This window comes from Nocardia sp. NPDC041819, assembly GCF_055590505.1.
The window spans coordinates 39,436-61,781 of the sequence record NZ_JBVJAP010000024.1 but is presented as its reverse complement, the minus strand read 5'-3'; the positions used below and the strand labels follow the sequence as shown (position 1 = coordinate 61,781).

The window sequence follows — 22,346 nt, the reverse complement described above, 5'->3', positions numbered from 1 at the left end:
CGACGGCACGTCCAGGATCGGCGGTCGCTTCGCTGGTCCGGCCGGGTTTCGGAGCGGTGTGAATTCCCTCTTGACGCCCGCCCTCATCTCCGCAACACTGAACTAGATGGTTCAGTATGACTTCTTGGATGCCTCCTTCGGGGCGCTCGCGGATCCCACCCGGCGTGGGATCCTGGAACGTCTCGGCAGTGGGCCCGCCACCGTCAGCGAGCTGGCGGAGCGTTTCGAGATGACGCTCACCGGCGTCAAGAAGCACATTCAGCTGCTGGAGGCGGCGGGCATGGTGGTCACGGAGAAGCGGGGCCGGGTGCGGTACTGCCGCCTCGGCGAGAACGTCTTCGACCGCGAAGTGGCCTGGATGCAGGGCTACCGGCGGATGGTGGAAGCGCGGCTGGACCGTCTCGGCGAATTCCTCGAGCGAACGGAGCAGGACCGATGAGCACAACCACGAACGACGCGGTCATCACGACCGACACCGACCGCGCGATCCACATCGAGCGGATCTTCGATGCCCCGCGCCAGCGCGTGTGGGACGCCTACAGCCGGATCGAATTGCTCGCCCAGTGGTGGGGGCGCGGCAATCGGCTGGACATCGAGCGCTGGGAATTCCGTCCGGGCGGGCATTGGCGCTTCGTCGAGCACTCCGACGACGGAGCCCATGGCTTCGAGGGCCGTTTCCGCGAGGTCACCCCGCAGGAGCGTATCGTGTACTCCTTCGAGTGGGACGGCATGCCCGCCCATGTGGCGATCGACAGCGTCAGCTTCGTCGACCTCGGCGACGGCCGCACCAAGGTGGTCACCGACAGCCAGTTCCACACGCCGCAGGAGCGCGACGGCATGCTCCAGTCGGGCATGGAGACCGGGCTCAACGAGAGCTACCGCGCGCTGGACGCACTGCTCGCGCGCGGCTGAGTCCGGACGCTTCGGCTCCGCTCACGGGTCGCGCGGGCGGAGCCTGAGCGAGTGGTGGAATCGGGTGTGTGCCGCGATCAGTCCCTGGCCGGCCCGATCCGGCGCTTGCGCGGCTTCAGGTGCAGTCCGGGCAGGGGCGGCGCGGGAATGCGCTGTCGCGGGGTGTGGCCCGCGATGTCGGCGAACCGGGTGACGTCGTGGTTCTCCCAGTCGGCCCGGGCGGCGAGGATGTCCTCGTGGCTGCGGCCGACGAAGTTCCACCACATCACCAGTTCCTCGCCGAACGGTTCGCCGCCGATCAGGGCGAAGTGCGCGCCGCCAGTGGTGGCGAGCCGGAGTTCGTCGCGCTCGGTGCCCAGGTACAGCAGCGGTCCGGGAGCCAATTCCTCGCCCGCGACGGTCACCTCGCCCTCGATCACCAGCACCGCGTGCTCGAAACGAGGGTCGAGCGGGAGGTTGACCTCGGCCCCGGGCTCCAACCGGACATCGGCGCCGACGATGGGTGTATAGGCGATCGCGGGTGAGGTCTTCCCGGCCAGGGACCCGATCAGCACGATCGCGCGGAGGCCGGGCGCCTCGACGACGGGGAGTTCCCGATGCTGCTCGAAATGCGGAGCGATGCCGGTGTGGTCGCCCGGCAGCGCGATCCACAGCTGCAAGCCCTGCCCGGCGGGCGCGCCCGCGACGGCGTACTCGGAATGGGCGATGCCGCGTCCGGAGGTCATCAGATTCAGCTGACCGGGTTCGATCTGCACGTCCGAGCCCACCGAGTCGCGATGCCGGATCCGGCCCTCGAACGGCCAGGTCACCGTTTGCAGGCCGATGTGCGGATGCGGATCGATGTCCGGCGGCGCACCGGTCTTGGTGACCGTCGGCGCGCCGAAGTGGTCGAGGAAACACCACGCGCCGACGGTCGGCAGGTCGCGTTGCGGCAGCACGCGTTCGACGAAGACGCCGCGCACCCCGCCGAGCGGCACCTCACGGGCCGGATACCGCTCCGCGACCGGCCCCGGACCCGGCGCGGGTTCGCAGAGCGTCTCGGCCGGGCGCGGATCCAGATCACTCACCGATCGACGCCTTTGCCGATCACGTGGGCGTCGTACTGAGGGTGCTTGTCCAGATACGCCTTGATGAACGGGCAAACCGGCCGGATCACGCGCTCGCGCCCGACGGCGTCCTCGATGGCCTTCCGGGCCAGGACGGACCCGAGACCTTTCCCGGAGAACGCGCCGTCGACCTCGGTGTGCGTGAACACCGTCTCGTCGTCGCGTTCCTCGTAGTCGGCGAAGCCGGCCAGCTCCCCGCCGTAGAACACCTCGTAGCGATGCCGCTCGTCGTTGCGGACGACCTCGGACTCCGATGCCGATTCGCTCATGGTTCCCTTCTCCTTCCGGGCGCGTACCGGATGCCTGCTGAGAATCGAGACCCGGTTGAACGCGCCGATCGTGGTGGCCACCCAGATGACGACGGACAGCTGATCATCCGTCAGATGCCGGCGAGCCGAAGCGTACTCACGCTCGATGACGTTTTCGTCCGGAAGCGTCGCCGTGATTTCCGCGATCGCGAGCACCGCCCGCTCGAACGGGGTGTACGTGCCGCCGCGCCGCCATCCGGGCAGCACCGCGATCTCCTGTTCGGTGACCCCGGCGGCCAGGGCGGCGCGGTAGTGCACGTCCAGGCAGTACGCGCAACCGTTGAGCTGGGAGACGCGCAGATTGATCAGCTCGATGATCCGGCGATCCAGTCCCACCGCCGCGCCCGCGGCCCTGACCTCGTTCGCGACGCCGTTGAGCGCGCGGAACGCGGCCGGCGTCTGCTTATCGATCCAGACGCGGTCACGCGGCGTTTCGGGCTTCATATTCGTGGGATGTTAGTCGCCGCCGGTGAACGGCGCGGAGCGGGCCACCGGATAAGCGGACTCCGGTCCGCGGGACCGTCGACGGTCACTCGATCTCGGTGAACCGCCGCAGCTGGAACGGTTCGACCAGCACTTCCTGGAACGCGGTGGCGAGAGCCTTCAGATGCGGCGTCCGGAAGTGCGCGTCCAGGGCGTCGGCATCGGCCCACTCCTCCAGCAACACCATCCGGCTCGGGTCGGTGGGATGCAGGTAGAGCTCGTAACGGATGCAGCCGCTCTCCGCGAGCGTCGGCTCGATCATGCCTTGCAGTAGATCCCGCAGTTCCGCCTCGCGACCAGGCTTGGCGGTGAAGCGAACGTTCAGCGTCAACGTCGACATGGGCGTCTCCTGCTCTCGAGGAAGTGTTCCCGGCTCGTTGTCATACCTTGATCTCTTCGCTGTCGTGCGCGGTGACCACGTCCGGCTCGATCGGTCGCCCCTTGCCTTCGTACAGGGCGATCTTGTGGTCCAGCACGGCCAGAGTCTGACGAAGTTCATCGATCTTGGCGAGGACCTCGGCGCGGGTATCCCGGAACATCGCCAGCCGTTGCGGGAACGTCGCGTCTCCGGCCCGCACCAGCTCGGCATAGCGGAGCATGTCCGCCACCGACATGCCGGTCGTGCGCAGCCGTCCGATCAGCGCCAGCCATTCCAGATCCCGGTCGCTGAACCGCCGCTTGCCGGTGTGGTCGCGCCCGATGTAGTCCATCAGGCCGATCCGTTCGTACCAGCGCAGCGTGTCCCGGCTCAGTCCCGATCGCTCGGACACCTCGCCGATCGAGTACCGGGGCTGCTCCCGGTCGTCGCGCGCGCTCGCGTATGGCGCGGTTTCGCTCATGCACTCGCCCTTCCCGTGGAACACCGACGACGCTAGTCACCTGGAGTGCACTCCAAGCAAGGGGCCCGTACGTTCAGCTGCTGTAGTCGGGCAGTTGCTGGACCGCCCATTTGTTGCCGTCCGGGTCGGCGAAGAAGGTGAACAAGCCCCAGCCGAGGTCCTGGACCGGAGTGGCGTCCACGCCCGCGGCGATCAACTGCTGGTAGGCGTCCTCGGCGCTGGCCACCACCATCTGCATGCCTCGGACGCTGCCGGGCGCCGCGTCGGTGATGCCTTCGCCGAGGCAGATCGAGCAGCCGGAGCCGGGTGGGGTCAGCTGCACGAAGCGCAGGTTCTCATCGACCCGGTGATCGTGATCGGCAGCGAAACCGATCTTGGTGTAGAAGTCCTTGGCGCGGTCGACGTCGGTCACCGGAATGGCGACGAGCTCGATTTTCCAGTCCATCCGGCGAGCATTCCATCAGCCGCCGACAAAGTCCCGGATTCGGCCTACGCTGGGAACATGCCTGGAAAGGACATCGACCGGATCAGGGCTCGTTCGGCCTGGGCGACGGTCAGGGAAAGCCCGGTGATCACCGCGATCGCGATCGCGCCGTTCGCGATCGCGCTCGGCGTGGTGTGGTGGTTGTTCGGCGGTCTGGCCGCGTTCGCGCTGCTGCTCGTGCTCGGTGCGGGCGTTGTGGTCGGCGGCAGGTTACTGCGCTGACCGCGCGCGAGCCGCGTGCGGTCAGCGCGGGATGTGGAAATGCGTCAGTTCGCCGGTCCCCGGATCGATGTCCGCCCACTCGCGGTCGAAGCGCAGCACCGCGAGTGCTGAAGTCGGGAACTTCCGGCTGAGCTCGACCGCAGGGGCGCTGTCGCGATTGCTCGCCAATTCCCAAGCCGTCCACGGCATGCCGGGCGCGTGCCCGACCACCAGCAGGGTCGCCACGTCGTCGTCGCTGAGGCGGACCAGTTCGATCAGCGTCTCCGGCGCGGCCTCGTAGATCCCGGGTTCGAAGACGGCCGGCGCGGTGATGCCGGTGGCCGACAGCGTCTCCCTGGTCCGTGTCGCGGTGGAGCAGCGCACGGCGTCGATCGGCGGTTGAGTAGCTCGCAACCACCGACCCGCCAGTCCCGCCTCGCGCCTGCCCCGCGGCGCCAACGGCCGTTCGTGATCGTCGACGCCCTCGGGATAGGCCGACTTACCGTGCCGCATGAGGATCAGAGTCCGCGCCATGGAGATACGGTAAGGCCTCCGGGCGAGAGGTCTCGACCACACTCGAGGCAAACTGAAAGCGGCATCACATCACGCCCTCCCGCGGGCGATCCCCGCGGCGGACGTGACGGACGCCGCTCATCTGTCCACCACAACCTCATGGGTGGCCACGGCCCACGTACTTCTTCGAGGATCAGCACAATATGGCCTACGTAATCACGCAGCGTTGTTGCAACGACGCCAGCTGCGTCTCCGAGTGCCCGGTCGACTGCATCCGTCCCACCCCGGACCAGCCGGAGTTCGCGACGACCGAGATGCTCTACATCGACCCCGACACCTGTATCGACTGCGGCGCCTGTGTCGACGCGTGCCCGGTGGAGGCCATCTTCTCCGAGGACGACCTGACCGCTTCGCTGGCGCGATTCCGCGACATCAACGCCGCCTACTTCCAACGGCATCCGCTGGAATCGAACTTCGATCCGATCGTCACCCCCGCGCGTCCGCCGAAGGAGCTGGGCACCCTGCGCGTCGCGATCGTCGGCGCCGGGCCCGCGGCCTGCTACGCCGCCGACGAACTGCTGCGCAGGGCCGACGTGGAAATCGAGATGTTCGACCGGCTGCCCACCCCGTGGGGCCTGGTCCGGGCAGGCGTCGCGCCCGACCATCCGGGCACCAAGACCGTCTCGGGCATGTTCGAGTCCGCCTTCCGCCGTGAGACGCTGCAGTACTACCTCAATGTCGAAGTGGGCACCCACATCTCGCACGAGGAGCTGCTGCGCCACCACCACGCGGTGATCTACGCCGTCGGCGCCTCCAGCGACCGGAAGATGGGCGTCCCGGGCGAGGACCTGCCGGGCAGCCACTCCGCCACCGAGTTCGTCGCCTGGTACAACGGCCACCCCGACTACGCCGACCGGACCTTCGACCTGTCCGGGGAGCGGGCGGTGATCGTCGGCAACGGCAACGTCGCGCTGGACGTGGCGCGCGTGCTGACCGTCGACCCGGACGAACTCGCCAAGACCGACATCGCCGACCACGCCCTGGACGCCCTGCGGCAGAGCAATATCCGCGAAGTGGTCGTGCTGGGCAGGCGCGGCCCGCTGCAAGCGGCCTATACCTCCCCGGAGTTCCTCGCCCTCGCGCACCTGAAGGGCGTCGACGTCATCGTCGAGGAGACCGACCTGGCACTGGATCACGCCAGCCAGGCGATCGTGGACGACCCGCAGGTCGAGCCGTCGCTGAAACTGAAGTACACCCTCGCCCAGGAGTACGCGGGCGGTCGCCGGGCCGAAGGCAACAAGCGGATCGTGTTCCGCTATCTCACCTCGCCCACCGCGCTCACCGGCACCGACCGGGTCGAGTCCATCGAGATCGTGCACAACGAGCTGTTCGAGGAAGGCGGTCAGCTCGTCGCACGGCCGACCGACCGCACCGAGAGCATCGGCACCTCGCTGGTCCTGCGGTCGATCGGGTACCGCGGCGAGCGGATCGGTGAACTGCCGTTCGACGAGCGGCGCGGCGTCGTGCCGAACGAGCACGGCCGGGTCATCGGCGACGACGGAACCATGCTCAGCGGCGTGTACGTCAGCGGGTGGATCAAGCGTGGCCCGCGCGGTGTGATCGGTTCGAACCGGATCGACTCCGAGGAGACGGTGGAGCTGCTGCTCGCCGACTTCACCGCGGGCAAGCTCGCCGCGCCGCAGGCCGACCGCGCCGCGCTGAGGGCCCTGCTCGCCGAGCGCCAGGCCGACTTGGTCGACCGGGCGGGCTGGCGAGCGATCGACCAAGCGGAGAAGACCGCGGGCAAGTCCGCGGGCCGCCCGCGCGTCAAATTCACCACCCGCGAAGACCTGCTCAAAGCCGCCCGCGGCTGACGAACCAGCCGGGCCGGTCGGAACGCCACGTTCCGACCGGCCCGGTCCCCGGCCCCGACCGAGCCGTGCGGCAAATCTCGTCGTCTGACCTCACGACTGCGCCAACGGGTCTCGCCGGAACCGGCCGACTGATTTCGCATGAACATGGGTAACTCACCGGGTACGCCCGAAAACCGAGCGGCACCCGACGCAGGACGTGCGCGGGAATCCCGCATCCCCGACTGGTGTGGCCTGAAAACCCGGAGAGGCGGGGGAGCCTAAAATCCCGGAGAGGCGGGAGCGCCGGGTAAGGGCATGATGCGGACCACGGTTGTGGTGGTCCCGCCAACCACGAACCACAGCCGGAGCACCGGTTGCCCGGTGCGATCCCCCGCCTCGTACCGGCTGCGCACGCTCACGTGCTGGCGGGCAAGTACCGGCGCCACGTATTCGATCACCGCGCGGTGCGGACCCGCGAGCAGCTTGGGATATTCGACCAGGAACTGTTCCACCGCTTGCCAGTAACAGGCGTTGTTGACGTGGTTGTACTGGTCGATGTCGGTGGCGCGCACCGGGAAGGGCAGGTCGGTGTCGGACTCCGGCGGCGTGGCGTCGGTCAGATAGGGCCGCCACCGCAGACGGTGCTCGCCGGAGGTGCGCGCGAGGTAGGCGAGGCCCTCGTCGCTGATCCGCGCGGGCATGCCGGTGGACTCGCTGATATTGATCCAGAAGCCCTCGGTCTCGATCAGGCCGCCGTTTCCGCTGGTGATCCGCACGCGCATGTTGGTCCAGCGGGTCGACATCGCCGAGCACCACCGCAGCAACTGCACCTCGTCCGGCCACACAATCGGCCGGATGACGTCGATGACCGTGCGCCGGATGATCCAGTTCGGGTCGGTCCGATGGAAGAACGTCTTATGCAGGTTTTCCCAGGCGATATCTTGCAAGTAGCGGGCGATGGCATCGAACCGCAACCGGTTGTAGGGATCCACATCACCAGCCCGGATGGGCCACGCCGAAGCAAAGCCCATGCCCTCCTCGGGAAGCGGGGCGAGTGGCTGATCGAGTGACACTTGTGCTCCTCGCGCTGCACGGTGTGCCGCGTTTCTTCATGCGGTGCTGTTGTGACGACTTTACGGGGCGTACGTCACACCCTCGCGTCGAGCCGTCCGTACCTCCTTAATAGTCCGTCAGCCGGGTCGTGGGCCAGCAAGAATGGGGTTCTCCGTGCGCGGCACCGGTACGAGATCACGCGCGCTCGGCAGCCGGTGGGTGCAGGCCATGGCCGTGAGCGGGTCAGTAGCCCTGGTACGCGCCGCCCGAGTTGACGGCGGCGACACCGGGGACGTTGCCGAGCGACCCATAGCGATCGATGGAGTAGCGCACTCCGGCGATGATGTTGTCGACCGGGTTCCAGACGTCGTCGTGGCCGGGCGCCTTGTAGGCGTTGAACGTGCTGTCGATGGTCTGCATGAGACCCTTCGACGGATGTCCGGCCACCCAGTTGCTGTCCCAGCGGTTCTCCGCGTAAGGATTGCCCGCGGATTCGTGCTCGATGATCAGCGCGATGGCTCGTTCATCGATGTCGGCCGGGTCGTACCCCATCGCGATGAGTTTCTGCTTCGCCTCGGCGATCCATCGCGCGACGTCACCGCTGGGCAGCGGGCCGGTCGGCGCGGACGAACTCGGCCCACCGTGATACGACGTTCCCGACGACGTGCCATGGGAGGTTCCCGAGTCGTTGTGCCCGGACATCAGCTGGCTCGACCGATCCGGCGAAGGCGCGGAGACCGGGGTTCCCGACGTGGCGACCGGTGTGGTGGCGGCGGGCGTGGTGGGGGCCGCGGGTACGTTCGCGCTCGGCTCACCGAGCCCGGCGAACGCCGCCTCCAATTTGCCTGCCGCGCCGTCGACCTGGGTCTCGGCTCGGTTCGCCACGTCTTCGGCGGTCTTCAAGGCGTTGGTCAGCTCCCACGTCCGCGAGGCCGCCTGGAGCGCTTCCTGGAAGACGAGCCCCTCGACGTCGGCCTTGTCCGCGTGCGCCCGGAGGTAGTCGATTCGCGTCTTCGCATCGACGGTGCCGTTGGGCGCGACATCGAAGGGCGGCGTCTGGTTCAGTGCGTCGTCGCGCAGGCTCAGTACCTTGGCTTTCGCCTCGGTGAGGTTCTGCACCTGGGTGGTGAGCGCGGTCTTCAACTCGAGCAGCGCGGCGCTCACCGCGGAGGCGCGCGTCTTCTCGGTCTGCATCCGGGCGTTCGCCGCGTCGCCGGCGGATCCGGACCACTGCTTCGTGTCGGCGAGCGCTTTCGTGTCGTCCGCACCCTTGCCGACCGCGTTGTCCAGCCCCTGCGACATCCGTTCGGCGAGCGCGCCCGCCGCCGAAAGCTGCTCCGGTTGCCAGTTCTCGACGTCTGGAATGGTGAGCGTCATGGCAGCTGGAGCCCTATGGCGCGCAGCTTCGCCGCGAAGTCGTCCTCGGCCAGGTCGTACTTGCCCGCCGCGTTGTGCAGGTTGTCGGCGATCGTGGTCAGGCGCGATCCGATCCGCTCCAGGCAGCGGTGCGCGGCGTCGTTCGCGCGCTGGGCCACCGGACCGAAATCGGTGCCGGGCAGCGCGCCCGCCGCGACGCCGAGACCCTCGCCTGCGCCGAGGTCGGTGACCGACGTGGCCTCCGTGCGCAGCGTCTGCGCGAAGGAGCGCAGCGCCGCTGGGTCGACCTGCATCGTCGCAGGTTGTGGCTGGTTTTGCTCGACCATGAATCCCCCTTCCCTCCCGACCGCGAGGTCGCGGCCAGCATAGCAAAATCGGGCGTCCGGACGGGCGTGCTCGGGGGCGCCGGTTATGTTGTCGGTGTGGCGCCGGCGCGGATCAGGCCGGTGCGAGGACAGAGAGGTCGGCACATGCGCGCAGCCCAGGTCAGCAAGCTGGAGGGACCGGAAGCGGTTCGGATCGTCGATATCCCGGAGCCCGCGGTCTTCCCGGGCGGCGTGGTGATCGACGTGCACGCGGCGGGCGTGGCCTTCCCGGATGTGCTGATGACGCGCGGCCTCTACCAGATGAAGCCCGAATTGCCGTTCGTCGTGGGCGGCGAGGTCGCGGGCATTGTCCGGGAGGCTCCCGAGGACGCGCACGTGCGGCCGGGTGACCGGGTGGTCGCGCTGACCATGCTCGGCAACGCGATGGCCGAGACGGCCGTCACGCCAACGCAGATGGTCTTCCGGCTCCCCGACAACGTCTCGCTGGAGGCGGGCGCCGGCATCCTGTTCAACGACCTGACCGTGCACTTCTGCCTGCGCACCAGGGGCAGGCTGGCGGAAGGGGAGACGGTGCTGGTGCACGGCGCCGCGGGCGGCATCGGCACCTCGACGCTGCGGCTGGCGGCCGCGCTCGGTGCGGGCCGGGTGATCGCCGTGGTGAGCACCGAGGAGAAGGCCGAGGTCGCGCGCGCCAACGGCGCCACCGATGTGGTGCTGACCGACGGCTGGCTGGCGGCGGTGAAGGAGCTGACCGGTGGTCGCGGCGTCGACATCGTGCTCGATCCGGTGGGCGGTGACCGTTTCACCGACAGCATCCGTTCGCTCGCCTCGGCGGGCCGGTTGCTGGTCGTCGGCTTCACCGCGGGGGAGATCCCGACCGTGAAGGTCAACCGGCTGCTGCTGAAGAACGTCGAGGTGACCGGCGCGGCGTGGGGCGAATGGGTGATGTCGCATCCCGGCTACCTGCAGGAGCAGTGGGGCGAGGTGGAGCCGCTGCTGGCCTCCGGCAAGATCGCGCCGCCGCAACCGGTGCTGTACCCGCTGGACAAGGCCGCGGAGGCGGTCGCCTCGCTGGACAACCGGACGGCCACCGGCAAGGTCGTGGTCACCCTGCGCTGACTCGCCCGGTCCGCCCCGTCATGAAACTGTCCAACCGGGTATTGAACCGGACCCTGCTGGCTCGCCAGCATCTGCTCGAGCGCTCGCCGCGGACGGCGCACGAGATGTGTGATCATCTCGTCGGATTGCAGGCGCAGGATTCGCCGCCGCCGTTCGTCGGATTGTGGAGCCGCATCGCGGCTTTCGATCCGGCGACGGTGTCGGACGCACTGGAGGACCGCTCGCTGGTCCGGATCACCTTGATGCGCGGCACCATTCATCTGGTCACGCCGCCCGACGCGCTGCGGATCGCGCCGCATGTGCAGCCGGAACTGGAGAAGGCGCCCTTCCGCAAGGGCTTCAACTACGGCGCCATGGTCGGACTCGACCCGGAGGAGGTGCGCGGGCAGGGCGAAGCGGTGCTCGGCGACGAGCCGATGTCGGCGGCGGAACTGCGCGCCCACGCCGCCGAGCGCTACCCCGACCGCGACCCGGGCGCGGTGGTGCAGACCTGGCTGTATCAGCTGCCGGTGTTGCAGACCCCGCCGCGCGGGAAGTGGAAGAACAGCAGCAGGCCGATCTGGTCGCGGGTCGAGTCCTGGTTGGGCGCGCCGCTGGACCCCACGTATCCGTTGGCGGAGCTGATCTTTCGCTACCTGCGTGCGTTCGGTCCGGCGAGCACCATGGACATGCAGACCTGGTCGAAGCTGCCCGGGATGAAGAATGCCGTCGCCGAACTCGGCGATCGCGTGCGCACCTACACCGACGAGCGCGGCCGCACGCTCTACGACGTCGCCGACGGCGCGTTGGCCGATCCGGACGTTCCCGCTCCGGTGCGGCTGCTCGGCTGGTACGACAACGTTCTGTTGTCGCACCAGGATCGGACGCGGATCGTGCCCGACGGCGCCGTTCCTCCGCTGCGCGCGTTCGCGGCTCAGGTCTCTCCGGTGCTGGTCGACGGCTTTCTCGCGGGCCTGTACAAGGTCTTCGCGGATGCGAAGTCCGCCCGGCTGCGCATCAGCCCGACCCGGAGCTGGACGCATGCGGAGCGCGCGGAGGTCGAGGCCGAGGCCGAGGCTCTGCTCGCCTTCTTGGAGGAGGGCAAGCGGGGAAGCGTGGAAATCCTCGACGTGCGCGCCGACCTGCGCCCCTGAGCCGGATCGGTTACGGCTCGCGGGCCGGACGATAGGCGGGCGCCTTGGTGGTCCCGGTCGGGCTCAGCGTGCGCAACAGCGGCAGCGCTCGCTGTTCGACCACGGTGGACAGCACGATGACGCTGTGCGAGCGCACCACCGAGGAGGTCCGGTCGATGCTCAGCAGCACCGCCTGCAACCCGGCGTGCGAGTCGGCGCCGATCCGGCACAGCACGTCGCCGGTGCCGGTGGTGGCGTAGGCCTCCAGCACGCCTGGGATGGCGTCGAGTTCGGCGGCCACCGCGTCCAGCGCGCCCTGGGCGATCTCCAGCGTGACGAACGCCTGCACGTCGAACCCCGCCGCGGTGACGTCGATCTGCGGGTCGTAGGAGGCGATCACGCCCGATTCCTCCATGCGCGCGATCCGGGACTGCACCGTGGCCCTGGCGACCCTGGTCCGGCGGGACAGTTCGAGAATGCCCGCTTTCTGGTACTCGTGCATCGCGGTGAGGATGGCGAGGTCGAGTTCGTCGAGCTTCGCCGATGTGCGCGCCATGGCGGCCTCCGTTCGAGCACCGGGCCGGGCTTGCTGCCCGTCCCATCGATGCTATTCAAATTGTCCAGCACCATGCGCTATTCGCTAGACGAATTCGCCACCCTGCCTATCCGGATCAGATGCTGTTGCCTATCCGGCCGACCCGGCGATTTCCTTGGTCCATGACCATCGAGCACTTGCCGGGCGCCCGGTCCGGCGCCGTCCCCAGCGACGGCGAGCTGCGCACGCTCGTGGGGTTGGTAGACCACGACGACAGCGGTGACCCGTTTCCGGTCATCGGGTGGGACGCCCTGGTCTGGGTGGTGGGCAACGCCACGCAGACCGCGCACTTCCTGGAATCCGCCTTCGGGATGCGGTTGGAGGCGTATTCGGGTCCGGAGACCGGCAATCGCGACCACAAGGCGTTCGTTCTGCGCAGCGGCGCGGCGCGCTTCGTGATCACCGGAGCGGTGCATGCGGACAGTCCGCTGGTCGCCCACCACGATCGGCACGGCGACGGCGTGGTCGACATCGCCCTCGAAGTGCCCGACGTCGACCGGTGCGTCGCGTGGGCGCGCGCACACGGCGCGAAAGTACTGGTCGAACCGCACGACGACACCGACGACTTCGGCACGGTCCGCTCGGCCGCGCTGGCCACCTATGGCGAGACCAGGCATACCTTGGTCGACCGTTCCCGCTACTACGGGCCCTACCTGCCCGGCTATGTCGCCCGCCGCTCCCACTATCAGCGGCGCGACGGCGCGCCCACCCGGCTGTTCCAGGCGATCGACCACGTCGTGGGCAACGTGGAACTCGGCCAGATGGACGAGTGGGTCGAGTTCTACCGGCGGGTCATGGGGTTCACGAACATGGCCGAATTCGTCGGCGACGACATCGCCACCGAGTACTCGGCGCTGATGAGCAAGGTCGTCGCCAACGGAAACCACCGGGTGAAGTTCCCCCTCAACGAGCCGGCCCTCGGCAAGAAGCGCTCGCAGATCGACGAGTATCTGGAGTTCTATCGCGGCCCCGGCGTCCAGCACATCGCGCTCGCCACCGGCGACATCCTGACCTGCGTGGACGCCTTGCGCCGGGAGGGCGTGGAATTCCTGGAGACACCCGCCGCCTATTACGAGGACCCGGAACTACGCGCCCGCATCGGCCGGGTCCGCGTCCCCGTCGAGGAACTCCAGCGCCGTGGCATCTTGGTCGACCGCGACGAGGACGGCTACCTGTTGCAGATCTTCACCAGGCCGCTCACCGACCGCCCCACGGTCTTCTTCGAACTGATCGAGCGCCACGGCTCCCTCGGCTTCGGCAAGGGCAATTTCAAAGCCCTGTTCCAGGCGATCGAACGCGAGCAGGAGGCCAGGGGAAATCTGTGATCGGGGCGGGCGATCTTGTCGAGCATCTTCGGCGAGTGCGTCGGTAGAGTTCTTTTCATGCGGATCAAGTCGGCAGTCGGCATCACGGCAGCCTTGGTGCTCGCACTGGCGGGTTGCGGTTCGGGGGAGGAGACCGAGGACTCGGGTCCGTCCCGTCCGGCGCCGAAAGTGGTGGCGCTCGGACCGTTCGTCGGGGAGTGTGGTCACGTGACCGACGACGAGGTGCGCACGCTCGGTGGTCTCGGCCGGATCTCCGGGGTGTTCCGCAACGCCGTCGGCTGCAACTGGCAGTCGGCCGGAATCGGTTCGCCGAGTATCACATTCGCTTCGTACCGGGGAAGCCCCATCGAACGGGAACGGGCTTGGGTTACGGTCAACGGCCGCGCGCCCGATCCGATAAAAGTGGGTGGCCGGGATGGCTTCGCCGCTTTGGATCCCACTGGCGTGATCTGCGATCTGGCGGTGCAGCTCGGCGACGATTTCTTCGAGTGGTCCACCAACATCGGCTCGTTCGGCGCGGTGTCCGGCAACCCGTGTGACCGGAGCCGCGCTCTGGCCGAGCTGACTCTGCAACGGATTCAGTGAGGGGTGACGAGTGAACGTCGGCCGAGACCTGTGCAGGCGCGGCGCTGCCGCTGCCGCCGCGGTTGCCCTCGCGTTGTTCGTGGGCGGGTGCGGCCAGGTGATCTCCGGAACCGCGCAGCCCGTGGGCGCGAGCCAGCCGGTCAACACCAGGCTGGATAAATTGCTGCGGGAATGCGAGATCCTCTCCCACGACCAGATCGGCGAGGCGATCGGTGAGAGCGTCCAGGTGAGCGACTCGTTCTTCGGCGCGGTCTGCATGTGGGACCTGATCGGCGCGCCCGGCGGTAACGGGATGGCCACGCTCAACTGGTACGAGAACGGGACGCTGAGCAACGAGAAGCAGACGAACAGCAAGCTCGGCTACGAAACCACCAACATCACTATCCAGAGTTCCCTGGCATTGCAGATCCGCAGGCCGAAGGACCCGGACTCCTGCGGTGTGACGGCGAGTGCGCCGGACAACGGCGTGATCGGCTGGTGGATCAACTACCGGCCCGGCTCGGGCCACCCCGATCCGTGCGACGCGGCGAAGAAGCTGATGGAAATGACCCTGAACCTGGCCAGGTAGACGATCCTCGAACCGACCCGCTTTGACCCTGTGTCCCGGCCACGGGTATCGTGGATCGCTGTGCCCGGAAGCTTGCGGGCAAGTTCGTGCGTGACCGTAGGCCAGCGAAAGCGGCCGACGACTCCAGCGTGCCCGGAATCAGGGCTCCGCGCCGCGCGCGACACGCCCGACCTCGGGACGCGAGAAACGTGGCCGGACGTGCGAGTGAAAGCTCGATGACAGCGGTGTGAACGACGGGCCCGAAGCGGAAGCTTGCCTCTGCGAAGGGCCCCGGGAGCGCCGCGAACTTAAAACAGACATGAAGTCCACACACCGCGTTAACTAATAAGGAAAGCCGGTCTATGCCAACCATCAACCAGCTGGTCCGCAAGGGTCGCCGCGACAAGGTCGCCAAGACGAAGACCGCGGCCCTGAAGGGGAGCCCGCAGCGTCGTGGCGTGTGCACCCGCGTGTACACCACGACCCCGAAGAAGCCGAACTCCGCGCTGCGCAAGGTCGCGCGTGTTCGCCTGACCAGCTCGGTCGAGGTCACGGCCTACATCCCGGGCGAGGGGCACAACCTGCAGGAGCACTCCATGGTGCTCGTGCGCGGCGGTCGTGTGAAGGACCTTCCCGGTGTCCGCTACAAGATCATCCGCGGCTCGCTCGACACTCAGGGTGTGAAGAACCGCAAGCAGGCCCGCAGCCGTTACGGCGCCAAGAAGGAGAAGAGCTGATATGCCACGCAAGGGCCCCGCACCCAAGCGTCCGCTGATCAACGACCCGGTCTACGGTTCGCCGCTGGTTACTCAGCTGGTCAACAAGATCCTGCTGGACGGTAAGAAGTCCACCGCCGAGCGCATCGTCTACGGTGCGCTGGAGCAGGCGCGGGAGAAGACCGGCACCGACCCGGTCGTCACCCTCAAGCGCGCGCTGGACAACGTCAAGCCGTCGCTGGAGGTGAAGCCCCGCCGCGTCGGTGGCGCCACCTACCAGGTTCCGGTCGAGGTCCGTCCGGGCCGCGCCAACACCCTGGCCCTGCGCTGGCTGGTCAACTTCTCGCGTGCGCGCCGGGAGAAGACCATGGTCGAGCGCCTGGCCAACGAACTGCTCGACGCCAGCAACGGCCTCGGCGCCTCGGTCAAGCGTCGCGAGGACACCCACAAGATGGCCGAGTCCAACCGGGCCTTCGCGCACTACCGCTGGTGACGTCTACCCGGCCCGCCGTCTGGGTCGGGAGGCACAGCCGGAACGCGGCACTCACCGGCCGCGTCCGGCGTTGACATAGAGGCGACCACAGGGTCGTCCCCGATAATCCCAACTAGCTACGAGCGGGGAAGATTTCCGTGGCACAGGACGTGCTCACCGACCTGAACAAGGTCCGCAACATCGGCATCATGGCCCACATCGATGCGGGCAAGACGACCACAACCGAACGCATCCTCTTCTACACCGGCATCACCTACAAGATCGGTGAGGTCCACGACGGCGCCGCCACGATGGACTGGATGGAGCAGGAGCAGGAGCGTGGTATCACCATCACCTCCGCGGCTACCACGTGCTTCTGGAAAGACAACCAGATCAACATCATCGACACCCCCGGGCACGTCGACTTCACCGTGGAGGTGGAGCGGTCGCTGCGCGTGCTCGACGGCGCCGTCGCGGTGTTCGACGGCAAGGAAGGCGTCGAGCCGCAGTCCGAGCAGGTGTGGCGTCAGGCGGACAAGTACGACGTGCCGCGGATCTGCTTCGTCAACAAGATGGACAAGCTCGGTGCGGACTTCTACTTCACCGTGCAGACCATCAAGGACCGCCTCGGCGCCAAGCCGCTGGTCATCCAGCTGCCGATCGGCGCGGAGGACACCTTCGAGGGCATCATCGACCTGGTCGAGAACAACGCGAAGGTCTGGCGCGGCGAGACCAAGCTCGGTGAGCAGTACGAGGTCGTCGAGATCCCGGACGACCTGAAGGAGAAGGCCGAGCAGTACCGCCAGGAGCTGCTCGAGACCGTCGCCGAGTCGGACGAGGCGCTGCTGGAGAAGTTCTTCGGCGGCGAAGAGCTGACCATCGAGGAGATCAAGGGCGCCATCCGCAAGCTGACGGTGACCTCCGAGCTCTACCCGGTGCTGTGCGGCTCCGCGTTCAAGAACAAGGGCGTGCAGCCCATGCTGGACGCGGTCATCGACTACCTGCCCTCGCCGCTGGACGTGGAGGCCACCACCGGCCACGTGCCCGGCAAGGAAGAGGAGCTGCTCACCCGCAAGCCGAGCGCCGACGAGCCGTTCGCGGCCCTGGCGTTCAAGATCGCGGTGCACCCGTTCTTCGGCAAGCTGACCTACGTCCGGGTGTACTCCGGCAAGGTCGACTCCGGCGCCCAGGTCATCAACTCGACCAAGGGCAAGAAGGAGCGTCTGGGCAAGCTGTTCCAGATGCACTCCAACAAGGAGAACCCGGTCGGCGCCGCCTCGGCGGGCCACATCTACGCGGTCATCGGCCTGAAGGACACCACCACCGGTGACACCCTGTGCGATCCGCAGAACCAGATCGTGCTCGAGTCCATGACCTTCCCGGACCCGGTCATCGAGGTCTCCATCGAGCCGAAGACCAAGTCCGACCAGGAGAAGCTGGGCACCGCGATCCAGCGCCTGTCCGAAGAGGACCCGACCTTCTCGGTCAAGCTCGACCAGGAGACCGGCCAGACCGTCATCGGCGGTATGGGCGAGCTCCACCTCGACATCCTGGTCGACCGGATGCGGCGCGAGTTCAAGGTCGAGGCGAACGTCGGTAAGCCGCAGGTGGCCTACCGCGAGACGATCACCAAGAAGGTCGAGAAGCTCGAGTTCACGCACAAGAAGCAGACCGGTGGTTCCGGCCAGTTCGCGAAGGTGATCATCGCGCTCGAGCCGTTCGTCGGCGAAGACGGCGCGCATTACGAATTCGAGAACAAGGTCACCGGTGGCCGTGTGCCGAAGGAATACATCCCTTCGGTGGACGCGGGCGCCCAGGACGCCATGCAGTACGGTGTGCTCGCCGGCTACCCGCTGGTGAACATGAAGGTCACGCTGCTCGACGGTGCCTACCACGACGTCGACTCGTCGGAAATGGCGTTCAAGATCGCAGGTGCGCAGGCGCTCAAGGAAGCGGCTCGCAAGGCCGGTCCGGTGATCCTCGAGCCGCTGATGGCGGTCGAGGTCACCACGCCCGAGGACTACATGGGCGATGTGATCGGCGACCTGAACTCCCGCCGTGGTCAGATCCAGGCCATGGAGGAACGCAGTGGTGCCCGTGTCGTCAAGGCGCTGGTTCCGCTCTCGGAGATGTTCGGTTACATCGGTGACCTGCGGTCGAAGACCCAGGGCCGGGCGAACTACTCCATGGTGTTCGACTCGTACGCGGAGGTTCCGGCCAACGTGTCGAAGGAGATCATCGCCAAGGCGACCGGCGAGTAAATGGCTCCCGGGCGTTTGTAATACCCCTTTCCCCGTGTCCGCGGGGATGACCCCGCACTGCTGCAACTGCACGCACCAACAAGTCCAGGAGGACAAACAGTGGCGAAGGCGAAGTTCGAGCGGACGAAGCCGCACGTCAACATCGGCACCATCGGTCACGTCGACCACGGCAAGACCACGCTGACCGCAGCGATCACCAAGGTGCTGGCTGACAAGTACCCGGATCTGAACGAGAGCTTCGCGTTCGATCAGATCGACAAGGCGCCGGAGGAGAAGGCTCGTGGTATCACGATCAACATCTCCCACGTCGAGTACCAGACGGAGAAGCGCCACTACGCGCACGTCGACGCGCCGGGTCACGCCGACTACATCAAGAACATGATCACCGGTGCGGCGCAGATGGACGGTGCCATCCTCGTGGTCGCCGCCACCGACGGCCCGATGCCGCAGACCCGTGAGCACGTGCTGCTCGCCCGTCAGGTCGGCGTGCCCTACATCCTGGTCGCGCTGAACAAGGCCGACATGGTCGACGACGAGGAGATCCTCGAGCTCGTCGAGATGGAGGTCCGCGAGCTGCTGGCCTCGCAGGAGTTCGACGAGGACGCGCCGGTCGTGCGGGTCTCCGGTCTGAAGGCGCTCGAGGGCGACCCGAAGTGGTCGGAGTCGGTGCTGGAGCTGATGGCCGCGGTGGACGAGTCCATCCCGGACCCGGTTCGTGAGACCGACAAGCCGTTCCTGATGCCGGTCGAGGACGTGTTCACGATCACCGGTCGTGGCACCGTCGTCACCGGTCGCGTCGAGCGTGGCGTGATCAACGTGAACGAGGAAGTCGAGATCGTCGGCATCCGTCCGGACAAGACCAAGACCACGGTCACCGGTATCGAGATGTTCCGCAAGCTGCTCGACCAGGGCCAGGCGGGCGACAACGTCGGCCTGCTGGTTCGTGGTATCAAGCGTGAGGACGTGGAGCGCGGCCAGGTCGTCGTGAAGCCGGGCACCACCACCCCGCACACCGAGTTCGAGGGCCAGGCGTACATCCTGTCGAAGGACGAGGGTGGCCGCCACACCCCGTTCTTCAACAACTACCGTCCGCAGTTCTACTTCCGTACGACTGACGTGACGGGCGTTGTGACCCTGCCCGAGGGCACCGAGATGGTCATGCCCGGTGACAACACCGAGATGCTCGTCAAGCTGATCCAGCCGGTCGCCATGGACGAGGGTCTGCGCTTCGCGATCCGCGAGGGTGGCCGCACCGTCGGCGCCGGTCGCGTCACGAAGATCATCAAGTGATTCACTGAATCGCTGGGAACGGCGCCGCTCCGAAAGGGGCGGCGCCGTTCGCGTTTTCGGGGGGTGAACGGCTGTGCAGATGCGCCGAGCGCCGATGCGGGGGATCTGGGGTGCTACAGCTCAGCAGGCGTAAGCGCGGCCGACAGCCGATTCGCGCTCCGCATCCGGTAGTTCGCGCAGGCAGCCGAGCGGAACGACGCCTTCACTGCTCAGTTGGACGCCACTGCCCGTAGTGGGGTTCACGCAGGTGAGGCCGGTCGTCGCGAGGCGGCAGAGGTATTCGCCGAAGGTGACGGTGCTGTCGTACGGCAACGTCGCGCCCTCGCCGTTGATGAAAAGTCCTGGATCACCACGGAACTGGCCCACGGTCAATCGCTGACCGGAGTAGGACACATACCCGCCGAACCACTGGCCGTAGCCCGCACCCGGCGCGGGGACCGGGTCGGTCAGGCTGACCATGCAGTCGAATCCGTCCATTTCCAGCGCGGTCCCGGTGATGCAACTGATCTTGCGGGTCGGGCTGACGAACGCGATGTCGTCCCGCAGGTCGGTCACCGGACCGCCGTCGATCCGAGCCGAGTGAAAGCCGGTGAGATCAACCGGTGTACCTTGCCGAACCCAGGCGATCCGCTCTCGCAGGTCCCCGGCCTTCTCCGGCGCACCCGACTGCGAGGCCCCCGCTACCGGATGCGGCCTTCCCGTCGTCGTGTGCGCGCAGCCACCCAGCAGCAGCACCAATCCCACCGCAACCATCCATCGCATGCTGCTCACAGTATCTCTGCGCTGCAGTCGAATTCGCCTTCGAGGTCGGGGGCGTCGCGCGCCCGGCATTTTCACAACCGCAGTGATCAACGGGGTGCGGGGGAGTTCGCGGTGGTGACCAGCAGGTGGTGCAGCACCTGCGCGGGCGGTGCGGCCTGTGTGGCGTTGAGGACGACGTCGGTGAATGCCTCGGCGAGCGCGGCGGCGGGCTGAAACCGCCCGCGGTCGAAGCTGTGGCCGCTCAACTGCGACCGCCATTCCCGGAAGCCGGACACCGTGCGATTCAGCGAGCTCTTGTCCTCCGGGTTCAGTTGCGCCAGATACGCCGTGAGCAGCGCACGCCGCGCGGCGTCGCGAGCACGGATGCGGCCTGCCCCGTCGAGCGCTCTGCCGAGTTCTCGCACGATCGACGAGTACACCGGTCGCCGTGCGCATCCCGGCGCGAGCAGTCCCGCGTTGTCGGCCGTGGTGACGGTTTGCTGCAATCGCTGGGGATCGGTGGCAGCACGCAGCGCCAGCACGATACGTGCGGTGTGCAGCGTTTCGGCTGCCCCCGGAAGGTGCTGATCGGGAGCGCCATCGGAGTCGCGCACTGCGTCCGGCGCGGTGACCGAATCCCATTCCAGCAGAGCCGTTTCGCCGTCGGTCAGTTCCTCGATTCCAATGGCGCGCAGGGCTATCTGCGGGTATCGCGGCAGTACGTCGTCCACTGCGGCGACGATCTCGGTGAGTACCTCTACCGCTACACCCGGAGTGTCGAAGCCGAAGGCTCGCACGCCGTGGCGCTCGGCCAGTTCTCTGGCCAGACGGGCCGCGACCGACTCGGCGGAGGCGTTCACCTTCCGGTCCCGTTTCTCGTCTTTCTGGTCCGGTCGTGCGGTGGGTCGGGCGGGCGTGCGCGGCGGAGAACCGGGTGTGCCCGCGTCCGGGGCGGACACTTTCGGCGGTCGACCTGCGGTGTTGGACCACGGCGTGCTCGACCCCGGCGTGCCGGATTGCTTCGCGGCGGATGGCGTGGCGGCGGCCTGCGAGGCAGCGGCCTGCGAGGCAGCGGCTTGCCTCGTTTCGGCGTTGGCCCTGGTCCACGGCGACGACGGCCGATTGTCCGGTGCGGGCCGGGTGAGCGCGGCATCCGCCCGATGAGCCGGGTTCACGCTCGGGCCGGGCAAGCCCGGCTGCTCGGTGCCGCGATGGTCGGCGCCGTTCGGATTCCCCTCGGCCCGGCCCGGCCGCTGACCGGAGGCGGGCTCGTGGCCGGGTGTGCCCGGGGTTCGAGCGGGCGGCGCAGACGAGAGCGGTGCCCGATCGGCCGGTGAGCCGGCGGCGGAAGCCGGTTGTCTCGGCACCGGCGCCGTGACGGCCGCAGTGGGCGCGGGAGATCCCGCGAACGGCTGCACGGCGGCGGTGGGTACGTCCGCAGTGCCGGGGTCGAGTCGATGGATGGGGCCGGCGCCGACGCGCACTGGAAGCGCGGCCGGATCGTTCCCGATTCCATTGGCGGCGTTGTGGATACGCTGCCCGATGGCCCGGTCCTGGTTCTCGAAGTTCTCCGCGAGGTGGCGCAGATCGGTGCCGGCCTGTTGGAGCGCCTCGACGAGGCTGTTCAAGTCGGTCATCGTCCGTTGGTATTCCGGAACGTAGGATTCGGCGAACGCGTGGCCGGCATCGTCTTTGCCCCAGGGTTCGCCTTCCCCCGCCAGGGCAGTGCGCAGCTTCCGCACGGTAGCCGCCACATCCGCCCCGATCTGGTCGAACCGCGGTGCGTGATCGCGCAACTTATCCGGGTCGACCGAAAACTTCTCGCCCACACCTTCTCCCTACGCACTGCGATCCATTGTCGCGCCGCCGCGGTCGCATTCTCGCCCACGGTGAGGCCGCTGCCGCACGGAGCGTTGGATCGCGGCCACCTCCCCGGGTCCCGAAAAGTATTGTCTGGCGAAATGCTGGGTTCGGAAATAAGGGTTCGAATCGCTGCCTCATGCAGTAGTTGCATTCTCAACAATTCGTCACCGCGTCGCGATGCCTGTCGGCTGGTATCTCCCCTGGTCGAGCATATCGCCAATGCTGGGAATAGTTAGCGCAGTCCGGTATGTCTAGATAGTCTCGC

Annotated in this window: 25 protein-coding genes; 13 read left to right on the top strand and 12 right to left on the bottom strand. The window is 67.6% G+C overall.

Features of this window, described 5'->3' with window-relative positions:
- Positions 1-106: 106 nt before the first annotated feature.
- Positions 107-439, top strand: coding sequence for an ArsR/SmtB family transcription factor (locus ACZ6DL_RS35685; RefSeq protein WP_062975489.1), 333 nt, complete (start codon positions 107-109; stop codon positions 437-439).
- Positions 436-912: an SRPBCC family protein gene (locus ACZ6DL_RS35680; protein ID WP_466057874.1), complete on the top strand. Its 477-nt coding sequence runs from the start codon at positions 436-438 to the stop codon at positions 910-912. The genes ACZ6DL_RS35685 and ACZ6DL_RS35680 overlap by 4 nt, the downstream gene beginning before the upstream one ends.
- Positions 913-989: 77 nt before the next feature.
- On the opposite strand, the gene ACZ6DL_RS35675 is transcribed toward ACZ6DL_RS35680, so the two are convergent.
- From ACZ6DL_RS35675 to ACZ6DL_RS35655, 5 genes are all read right to left on the bottom strand, one after another.
- The gene (locus ACZ6DL_RS35675; RefSeq protein ID WP_466057872.1) at positions 990-1,979 is read right to left on the bottom strand and encodes a pirin family protein; all 990 of its coding nucleotides are present in this window, start codon (positions 1,977-1,979) and stop codon (positions 990-992) included.
- Entirely contained in the window at positions 1,976-2,770 is a 795-nt protein-coding gene (locus ACZ6DL_RS35670) for a GNAT family N-acetyltransferase (protein WP_466057870.1), read from the bottom strand. The genes ACZ6DL_RS35675 and ACZ6DL_RS35670 overlap by 4 nt, the downstream gene beginning before the upstream one ends.
- Positions 2,771-2,855: 85 nt before the next feature.
- Complete coding sequence (locus ACZ6DL_RS35665; protein ID WP_357045787.1) at positions 2,856-3,149, bottom strand: putative quinol monooxygenase; 294 nt, start codon at positions 3,147-3,149, stop codon at positions 2,856-2,858.
- 40 nt (positions 3,150-3,189) lie between these two features.
- The gene (locus tag ACZ6DL_RS35660) at positions 3,190-3,648 is read right to left on the bottom strand and encodes a MerR family transcriptional regulator (RefSeq protein ID WP_466057867.1); all 459 of its coding nucleotides are present in this window, start codon (positions 3,646-3,648) and stop codon (positions 3,190-3,192) included.
- Between the two features lie 73 nt (positions 3,649-3,721).
- Entirely contained in the window at positions 3,722-4,093 is a 372-nt protein-coding gene (locus tag ACZ6DL_RS35655; protein ID WP_466057865.1) for a glyoxalase superfamily protein, read from the bottom strand.
- A 57-nt stretch (positions 4,094-4,150) separates the two neighbouring features.
- On the opposite strand from ACZ6DL_RS35655, the gene ACZ6DL_RS35650 reads away from it, so the two are divergent.
- A complete protein-coding gene (locus tag ACZ6DL_RS35650; RefSeq protein ID WP_040870275.1) occupies positions 4,151-4,354 on the top strand; it encodes a hypothetical protein in 204 nt (67 codons plus the stop codon).
- Between the two features lie 21 nt (positions 4,355-4,375).
- Here ACZ6DL_RS35650 and ACZ6DL_RS35645 read toward each other — a convergent pair whose 3' ends face one another.
- Entirely contained in the window at positions 4,376-4,867 is a 492-nt protein-coding gene (locus tag ACZ6DL_RS35645; protein ID WP_391472015.1) for a SixA phosphatase family protein, read from the bottom strand.
- 182 nt (positions 4,868-5,049) lie between these two features.
- On the opposite strand from ACZ6DL_RS35645, the gene ACZ6DL_RS35640 reads away from it, so the two are divergent.
- Complete coding sequence (locus ACZ6DL_RS35640) at positions 5,050-6,720, top strand: FAD-dependent oxidoreductase (RefSeq protein WP_466057863.1); 1,671 nt, start codon at positions 5,050-5,052, stop codon at positions 6,718-6,720.
- 257 nt (positions 6,721-6,977) lie between these two features.
- Here the strand turns inward: ACZ6DL_RS35640 and ACZ6DL_RS35635 are convergent, their stop codons facing one another.
- From ACZ6DL_RS35635 to ACZ6DL_RS35625, 3 genes are all read right to left on the bottom strand, one after another.
- Positions 6,978-7,772: an acyl-[acyl-carrier-protein] thioesterase gene (locus tag ACZ6DL_RS35635; RefSeq protein ID WP_466057861.1), complete on the bottom strand. Its 795-nt coding sequence runs from the start codon at positions 7,770-7,772 to the stop codon at positions 6,978-6,980.
- A gap of 223 nt (positions 7,773-7,995) precedes the next feature.
- Positions 7,996-9,129: a transglycosylase SLT domain-containing protein gene (locus ACZ6DL_RS35630; protein ID WP_466057859.1), complete on the bottom strand. Its 1,134-nt coding sequence runs from the start codon at positions 9,127-9,129 to the stop codon at positions 7,996-7,998.
- Positions 9,126-9,422 (bottom strand): type VII secretion target, encoded by a 297-nt coding sequence (locus tag ACZ6DL_RS35625; protein WP_466057857.1) that lies wholly within the window; start codon positions 9,420-9,422, stop codon positions 9,126-9,128. The genes ACZ6DL_RS35630 and ACZ6DL_RS35625 overlap by 4 nt, the downstream gene beginning before the upstream one ends.
- Positions 9,423-9,599: 177 nt before the next feature.
- Between ACZ6DL_RS35625 and ACZ6DL_RS35620 the strand changes: the two genes are divergently transcribed.
- Positions 9,600-10,574 (top strand): NADPH:quinone oxidoreductase family protein, encoded by a 975-nt coding sequence (locus ACZ6DL_RS35620; RefSeq protein ID WP_466057855.1) that lies wholly within the window; start codon positions 9,600-9,602, stop codon positions 10,572-10,574.
- 20 nt (positions 10,575-10,594) lie between these two features.
- On the top strand, positions 10,595-11,707 hold the full coding sequence (locus ACZ6DL_RS35615; protein ID WP_466057854.1) for a winged helix DNA-binding domain-containing protein: 1,113 nt from the start codon (positions 10,595-10,597) through the stop codon (positions 11,705-11,707).
- Positions 11,708-11,717: 10 nt separating this feature from the next.
- Here the strand turns inward: ACZ6DL_RS35615 and ACZ6DL_RS35610 are convergent, their stop codons facing one another.
- Positions 11,718-12,242, bottom strand: a complete 525-nt coding sequence (locus ACZ6DL_RS35610) for an Lrp/AsnC family transcriptional regulator (protein WP_466057852.1) — start codon at positions 12,240-12,242, stop codon at positions 11,718-11,720.
- A 161-nt stretch (positions 12,243-12,403) separates the two neighbouring features.
- On the opposite strand from ACZ6DL_RS35610, the gene hppD reads away from it, so the two are divergent.
- The 7 genes from hppD (at position 12,404) to tuf (ending at position 19,477) form a co-directional block, all read left to right on the top strand.
- Positions 12,404-13,606 carry a 4-hydroxyphenylpyruvate dioxygenase gene (gene hppD, locus ACZ6DL_RS35605; protein ID WP_466057851.1) on the top strand — a complete coding sequence of 401 codons (1,203 nt, stop codon included), beginning with the start codon at positions 12,404-12,406 and terminating at the stop codon, positions 13,604-13,606.
- 57 nt (positions 13,607-13,663) lie between these two features.
- Complete coding sequence (locus ACZ6DL_RS35600) at positions 13,664-14,191, top strand: DUF3558 domain-containing protein (RefSeq protein WP_466057849.1); 528 nt, start codon at positions 13,664-13,666, stop codon at positions 14,189-14,191.
- Positions 14,192-14,201: 10 nt separating this feature from the next.
- A complete protein-coding gene (locus tag ACZ6DL_RS35595; protein ID WP_062975512.1) occupies positions 14,202-14,759 on the top strand; it encodes a DUF3558 domain-containing protein in 558 nt (185 codons plus the stop codon).
- A 341-nt stretch (positions 14,760-15,100) separates the two neighbouring features.
- Complete coding sequence (rpsL, locus tag ACZ6DL_RS35590) at positions 15,101-15,475, top strand: 30S ribosomal protein S12 (protein WP_039801925.1); 375 nt, start codon at positions 15,101-15,103, stop codon at positions 15,473-15,475.
- A gap of 1 nt (position 15,476) precedes the next feature.
- The gene (rpsG, locus tag ACZ6DL_RS35585) at positions 15,477-15,947 is read left to right on the top strand and encodes a 30S ribosomal protein S7 (RefSeq protein WP_014353063.1); all 471 of its coding nucleotides are present in this window, start codon (positions 15,477-15,479) and stop codon (positions 15,945-15,947) included.
- A gap of 137 nt (positions 15,948-16,084) precedes the next feature.
- Positions 16,085-18,187 (top strand): elongation factor G, encoded by a 2,103-nt coding sequence (gene fusA / locus ACZ6DL_RS35580; RefSeq protein WP_393241538.1) that lies wholly within the window; start codon positions 16,085-16,087, stop codon positions 18,185-18,187.
- A gap of 99 nt (positions 18,188-18,286) precedes the next feature.
- Entirely contained in the window at positions 18,287-19,477 is a 1,191-nt protein-coding gene (gene tuf / locus ACZ6DL_RS35575; protein WP_043698828.1) for an elongation factor Tu, read from the top strand.
- Between the two features lie 120 nt (positions 19,478-19,597).
- Here the strand turns inward: tuf and ACZ6DL_RS35570 are convergent, their stop codons facing one another.
- Both ACZ6DL_RS35570 and ACZ6DL_RS35565 read right to left on the bottom strand, forming a co-directional pair.
- A complete protein-coding gene (locus tag ACZ6DL_RS35570; protein ID WP_466057845.1) occupies positions 19,598-20,239 on the bottom strand; it encodes a hypothetical protein in 642 nt (213 codons plus the stop codon).
- An 86-nt stretch (positions 20,240-20,325) separates the two neighbouring features.
- The gene (locus ACZ6DL_RS35565) at positions 20,326-22,047 is read right to left on the bottom strand and encodes a WXG100 family type VII secretion target (RefSeq protein WP_466057843.1); all 1,722 of its coding nucleotides are present in this window, start codon (positions 22,045-22,047) and stop codon (positions 20,326-20,328) included.
- Positions 22,048-22,346 lie beyond the last annotated feature (299 nt).